Consider the following 7,223-nt stretch of genomic DNA (forward strand, 5'->3'; position numbering starts at 1 on the left):
CTTTAAGAGTTTTTTAAAACGCACAAAATCTAAGCAAGCCAAAAAAAAATTATCAAAATAGATAAAGAAAAGGCTGTTGTTTTTTTGCGTTACTCAAGAGTGACTTCATTGACAGCAATCTGACAGAAATGGTTCCATGCAGTATCAAGCTTTTTTGATACTTTGTGATACTTTAATTTACACCTATCGAAGAGCTTGGGTTTGTTTGCAAACCTAAACAAGAAAAAATTCTGTTTCTGTTAGATAGTCGCCATACCAATTTAGGGAGTTACATAATGATAAAAGAAAAAATTCTGTCTCGATCAGTCAGAATGATATTTTCCGGCGGCGTAGCAATGAGCTTAGGCTTGTTGGCTCAGCCCGCATTCTCACAAGAAGATGCAGCACCGCAACGCGTAGAAATTACTGGTTCTTCGATTAAGCGTATTGCCGTTGAAGGCGCATTGCCAGTTCAAACTTTGTCTAAAGCACAAATCGAACAAAGCGGTGCAACAACAGTTGCTGATTTGGTTGCTTCGTTGCCATCTATGCAAGGTTTTTTGACTTCTTCTGCTTCTATTAATGGTGGTGGCGGTGGTGTTCAGACTGCTTCTATTCATGCAATCGGCACAAGCTACACTTTGGTATTGCTTGATGGTCACCGTGTAGCGCCATACGGCACGGGTTCTGCAGTCAATTTGGCAAGTATCCCTTTGTCTGCAGTCGAACGCGTCGAGATTTTGACTGATGGTGCTTCTGCGCTGTATGGTTCTGATGCTATCGCTGGTGTCGTCAACTTTATCTTGAAGAAAAATCAACAAGATGCGAATATAGAATTGACATACAACACTCCTGATGCGTCAGCTAAAGGTGCTACGTCTAGTATTGCGATTTCCAAAGGTTTTGGCGATGTAGAAAAAGATGGTTACAACGTCTTATTCGCATATAGCCACGACGAACAGACCCAATTAGACGCAAGCGACCGCGCATTTAGTGCCAACGGCGGCGTTCAGAAGTTTGTAAATGGCGGAAAAGTTTACTCTTTGTATCAAACAAGCTCGAATTCAATTCCAGCAAATGTGACGGTAAAGGGTACTGGTTTTTCTAAGGCGTTTAACCCTGCATTAGTTAATACTGGTGTTTGCCCATCAGGAAATACATTTGTATCTGGCGTTACCTGCCGCTTTAACTTTGCAAGTACGGTAGAAGCTTTGCCGCAATTAAAACGTGATGGCTTCCTGGCCAAAGGTAGCTTCAAGATCAATCAAGATACATCGGTTTATGCAGAAGCTTTGTACTCCAAGTTCACAAGCACAGCTGCATTTGCTCCTCCTGCTCAACCACTGGGCGTTGATACAAATAGCAAACTGTACCAGCAAGAAATTGTGCCAGCGCTTATAAAATTAGGTATAGACCCAACAAAGGTAAAATCCGCAACGATGAATTTGCGTTTAGTAGATGCCGGCAGACGTACTGATGGCTGGGACACTGAAGCAAAGCATGTAGTCGTCGGTTTAGAAGGCAACGCTAAGGGGGTTGACTACAACCTGTCCTATACTCATTCTGAGAATAAAGCAACTGACAACGCTGTAGCGGGTTACACAAGTGGCGATCAGTTCGCAGCTTTATTTGCAAGCGGTGTTTACAATCCGTTTGTCGCTCCAACAGCCGCAACTAAAGCCGCTTTGGCACCAGCAGTATTGCATCAGGTGCTTGATCAAACAGTATCAAAAATTGATGTTGCTAGCGCACGTGGATCAATGGAGCTGTTTAAAGCACCAGGTGGTATGGCACAGTTAGGTTTTGGCGGCGATTTTTCCAAGCAAAGTTATGCTGATAGTCCGAGTCCAATCGCGCAAGGACCAAATGTTTTGCAACCAAACTGGACCGATACAAATATCGGTGGCGGCACTGGTGCTTTACCGTTTGACTCCTCACGTAATAGCTGGGGTACTTTTGGTGAGCTGTTGGTTCCTGTTATCAAAAATCTGGATGTAACTGCGGCTATTCGTTACGACAGTTACGACGCAGTAAAAAATAACAAAAACTTTGACGTGAACGGCAATCTTGCAGCGCCTGCAACACAAGGTAACACTGCCAGTTCATCTACTTATAAATTGGCAGTTGCATATCGCCCTGTCGATGAATTGTTGTTACGCGGCTCTTACGGAACAGGTTTTAAGGCTCCAACTTTGGCAGCTATTACAAGTCCGCTGACAAATGGCGGTTCTTCTAACTTCCATCCTTGTCCTATTACTTCTGGTCCGTTACTGCCTTTGTGCAACGGTACTGCAGAATACGGTTTGTTGTCTGGTGGTAACGCATTGACTGGTGCTTCTGGTTTAAGGCCTGAAAAGTCAACTCAGTACACCGTTGGTTTCCGTGTAGAACCGATCAAGAGTCTGTCTATTGGTTTCGATTTGTGGGACATGAAATTGAAAGATCAGATCGCAACATTGCCTGAAAGTCTGGTTTTTGATAATCCACAGACTTATGCAGCTTTGTTTTCGTCTTACTATGATCCTATCCAGAAGCAAAATGTTTTAGTCGCTGCATTAACACCATTCAACATTGCAGCTTCTCATTACCAAGGTATTGACTGGGATCATACTTTCACAACTTCGACCACTTTCGGTAAAGTAGCGCTGAACTGGACAGGTACGTATATGTTGAAGGCTGACCAAGATGTTCCTGGTTCTGGAACTGATCACGGTGTTGGACGTTTTAACTCATACAATGATGTCGTCTTCCGTGTAATTTCGAAGCTGACTGCAACTTGGAAACCAAGTGAAAAATTCTTGCATTCGTTTACTGCAAACTATCACTCTGGTTACCATGATGCACCTATCACTGCCGATAACGCAGCTGTCCGTGCAGTGAATGTAGATGGTACTTTGGGTGCTTATGTAGATTCAGTCCGTGATGTTAAGTCTTACACGGTTTTTGATTGGCAGACAAAAGCGAAGTTGACTAAAAACTTTACTTTAACTGGTGGTATCAAAAATCTGTTTAACGTAGATCCTCCGTTCTCTCAACGTATTAATGGTGGTGGTAACCAACTTGGTTACGATGGTCGTTACACAGATCCACTCGGCCGTCAATTCTACTTAGTAGGTAACTATAAGTTCTAATAGCTAGTATTGAAGAGCAAAGTTTTATTTAAAAAGCCGCTTAAAGTTTGTCTAAGCGGCTTTTTTGTGAGCCATCGTCTATAAGCAAGACTTTTATAGCCAAGCGAATTATTTTGAAAGATTTAACAAACTCTTAACCGATTAATGCTGAATTCGTTGTTTATTAAGTTTCATTAGCAAAATTATTGTCATCTCTATAATCACGAAATAATCGATTCTTTTAATATCTTCGTAAGTAAAAACAAAAACCACTTCAAATCTTTATCGCACTTATTAGGTGCCGTCTTCGTCTTAATTATTCAAAAGAATCGCACATACTCATCTCTGGTTTCCTAATCGGTTCACAAAGTATAAATCGTATTTTTTATACTGATTCTGCCTGCCTATAGGTCGTAAGGAACCACCAACCTGACACACACAGTTTTTTAATTATTTGTTAAATAATTAAAAAACTTAAAATAGTCATCTTCTTTTCCTTAAAAATACGTATGTTATTTTTGATATGTCTCTAAACAATATTGTTGTTTTTCAAGACAAAGATAAAGCGAAGTATTGACACGAATATCCCAAAAATGTTCCTATGCAATGTAAGCGTTTTGAAACGATTAGTTACATTTAGATGTTTCAAAAGGCCTCTATATTTACATCAGAATAATCAAGAAACATTTGGTTTGCAGTGTTACCACTCGCACTAATAACGCTTATTCAAATAAAAATTTGAAAAGCTCATTGTTGACTCACATACTCAGGAAATTACATGTCCAAGAAGAATCTGGTTTTTAAGAAAACGTTAGTCGCGCATGCGCTGACTGTAGCGTTTGGCGTAAGTGTGTTGGCAGTGGGTGCCAACCAAACAGCTATGGCGCAATCCAATACAGTTGGCACAGTGTATGGTAAGGTTGTTGCAGGTACAGCAACTTCCGTCGTGTTGAAAAATACCGATACCAATTTGACGCGCACCGTTACGATCGATGCAACTGGTAAGTATCAAGCAACAGCCTTACCTTCTGGTCATTACAAAGCAACTCTACTCAAAGACTCTTCTGTTCTTGCAACTACGGAATTAGACGTACTCTCAGGTCAAGGTGCAGAACCAGATTTCGGCGCCGCAGCCAATGCCGGAGTGCAATCCATTGAAGTATCTGCCCGTCGCAGCCGTATTGACGTTTCCAACTCCACAAATGGTGCAACATTTACTGCGAAAGAATTAGCAAAATTGCCAGTTGCACGCAACATTGATGCAATTATTCAATTAGCTCCAAATACAACTCGAGGAGATCCTACTTATGCGGCAGGTGCGAGTTTCGCTGGCGGCGGCGCTTCGGAAAATGCTTACTACATTAATGGTTTCCCTGTAACAAATCCATTGACGCAACTAGGCGCATCAGAGTTACCTTTTGGCGCTATCGCTCAGGCTGATATTTTGGTTGGTGGTTATGGCGTTGAGTTTGGTCGCTCTGTTGGTGGCGTGGTCAATATCACCGGTAAAAGCGGTACAAATAACTGGGAGGTTGGTGCTACAGCGTCAATAACACCTAACGCTCTGCGTGCAACTCCGCTTGATTATTATTATCCTGTGATTGGTGCTTCAAACACCAAAACTACTGATGGGACTCTCCGTTTCCGTCGCCAGGACAATTCAACAGAGCAGAAACAAGTTGGCGCCTATGTAGGTGGTCCAATTATTAAAGATAAGTTGTTCATGTTTTTGGCTGCAGAAGCGACTACAACGGATTTCGCCGGAGTATTTAATGGCAGAACATCTACTACAAATGCTGTAAACGGTTGGCAACAGCAAACAACTAAATTAAACCGTTACTACAGTAAATTCGATTGGAATATTACTGACAATCATCGCTTAGAGCTGACTGCATTGGGTGACTTGCCAAAAGTTGACAACAAATATTCTTCTTACGATTACACGACTCGCGTAGTTGGTTCAAAGATCAACTCATCCGATCACCAAGAAAATAATGGCGCGAATGGTGGCGAAGTTCAAATTTTAAAATATACCGGTAATTTGACTGATAACCTCACATTAACCGGCTCCTATGGTCAAAGTAAGGCAACACACATCTATCAGCCTGCTGGATACAACCCGAATGTATTCCAAGTAGCCGCTGATGCTAACAACCAAGTGCCTGGTTTTAACTACAACAGTCCACAAGGTTTTACTGGGAATCTACCTTCTTCTGGCTCAACAGATACAGTCAAGGCATTCCGTCTTGATTTGGAATATAAGTTAGGGCAGCATACATTGCGTGCTGGCTTGGATAATAATTCAATGACATCTTTGAATGCTGGTGACTCTGCTGCAGGTGGCGGTAACTGGACATATCTGAAGTCAACGACTCCTAACTTACCAACGGCTGTCGCCGGTGGTACGGTACCTGCATTAAGACCATATGGCGGCTTAGCAGCTCAAGGCTATTATGTAGAGAAAATTTTGAGCTCTACAGTATCTAATGCATACGCAGATCAAGCAGCGCAATATATTGAAGATCGCTTCCAAGTTACTAAAGATATACTGTTGACGGCAGGTCTGCGTAATGAGCAGTTTTCCAACTCAAATCAAGATAAAGTTAAGTACATTGAGATGAAAAACCAATTAGCACCTCGTTTTAGTGCTGCTTGGGATGTCAATGGCGATTCTTCTTTAAAGGTATTCGGAAGTGCTGGTCGTTATACAGTTCAAATGCCTACAGTTGTTGCTTTGCGCGGTGCTAACGGTTCGTTGAACACGAATCAATACTTTGCATATACTGGAACCGATGCGAATGGTGCTCCAACTGGTCTGACTCAATTGACCAATGTACTGTCTGCTAATAACGAATACGGCCAAGCAAAAGATCCTAAAGTGATTACCGCTACAGGTCTGAAGCCAAGTAATCAAGATGAAATTACATTGGGTTTCGAAAAGGCTTATTCAGCTAATTTGAATTTTGGTGCGAAAGTCACTTATCGTACCCTGCGTTCTACGATTGATGATTTCTGTGATCAACGTCCATTTGATAAATGGGCTGCACGGAATAATGTGAGTACTGCTAATTGGCAAGGTTTTGGTTGTGCATCTTTCAATCCAGGCGAAGACAACGATTTCTTAGTTGACTTCAACGATGCTAACCCAGCAACAGCACGTAAAAATTATACCAAAGTACATTTGACCGCAGCTGATCTTGGTTTCGAAAAAGCGGAGCGTAAGTACACAGCCGTAGATTTGTTTGCTGAGCATCCATATCGCAGTGGTTGGTATGGTAAGTTGAACTACACATGGTCACGCAGTACGGGTAACACTGAAGGTCAAACTTTATCTGATACTAATACTGGACAAGCTGACGTTGCAGCGACCCAAACTTGGGATTATCGTGAACTAATGTTATACGCAAATGGACTTCTGCCAAATGACCGTACTCACCAAATTAAGGCGTATGGTTTTTACGATTTGACTCCTCAATTGTCCGTTGGTGGTAACTTGTTGCTCGCTGCTGGTCGTCCACGGTCATGCCTGGGTACGAATCCTACACCGGCTGATTCGCCAAACTATAATTCAGCATCGCATTATTGCTTTGGTGTAACAGGGGCTCAAAACATCCCGTCTCCACGTGGCACTGTTGGCAACTTAGAATGGGATCGCCGTTTGGATTTGAATATTGTATACAAACCATCGTTCTTAAGTGGCTTGTCATTAAAACTTGATGTTTTTAACGTTTTTGATGCACAAACTGTACAAAAAGTGGTTGAGCGTTACAACACAGCAAACGTTCGTTATGCAATTTATGAAGGTGTCTTAAGTTACTCTGCACCGCGTAGTGCAAAACTGACAGCTGAATATAATTACAAATTCTGATTTTTAGAATATGTAACGGTATTTTTGTCTAAGTTATTTAGACATATTCTGTAGGAACAAAAAGCCCCAGAAATTTGGGGCTTTCTTGTTTGTTTTTAGATTGTAATTTGATCTCGGAATGCTTTTATAACAAGCGTTAACCTTATTTTGAAAACGCTTTAAATAAAAGCTTGTTAAGTATCAAAACAAATGAGCTTCTTGCAAAATACCCAAACCAGTAAAGTCGAGCATGGGTGTGGCCACTGTTGCGATTGGTTTTCTTGTTT

Annotated in this window: 2 protein-coding genes; both read left to right on the top strand. The window is 41.7% G+C overall.

Translation table 11 applies throughout. From position 1 onward, the window contains the following. The first annotated feature begins 275 nt into the window (after window positions 1-275). Window positions 276-3,110 carry a TonB-dependent receptor domain-containing protein gene (locus tag QN395_RS20715; RefSeq protein WP_323492797.1) on the top strand — a complete coding sequence of 945 codons (2,835 nt, stop codon included), beginning with the start codon at window positions 276-278 and terminating at the stop codon, window positions 3,108-3,110. A gap of 757 nt (window positions 3,111-3,867) precedes the next feature. After that, window positions 3,868-6,957 carry a TonB-dependent receptor gene (locus tag QN395_RS20720; RefSeq protein WP_323492798.1) on the top strand — a complete coding sequence of 1,030 codons (3,090 nt, stop codon included), beginning with the start codon at window positions 3,868-3,870 and terminating at the stop codon, window positions 6,955-6,957. Window positions 6,958-7,223 lie beyond the last annotated feature (266 nt).

The organism is Undibacterium sp. RTI2.2 (assembly GCF_035018705.1).
In the GTDB taxonomy this organism is placed as follows: domain Bacteria; phylum Pseudomonadota; class Gammaproteobacteria; order Burkholderiales; family Burkholderiaceae_D; genus Undibacterium.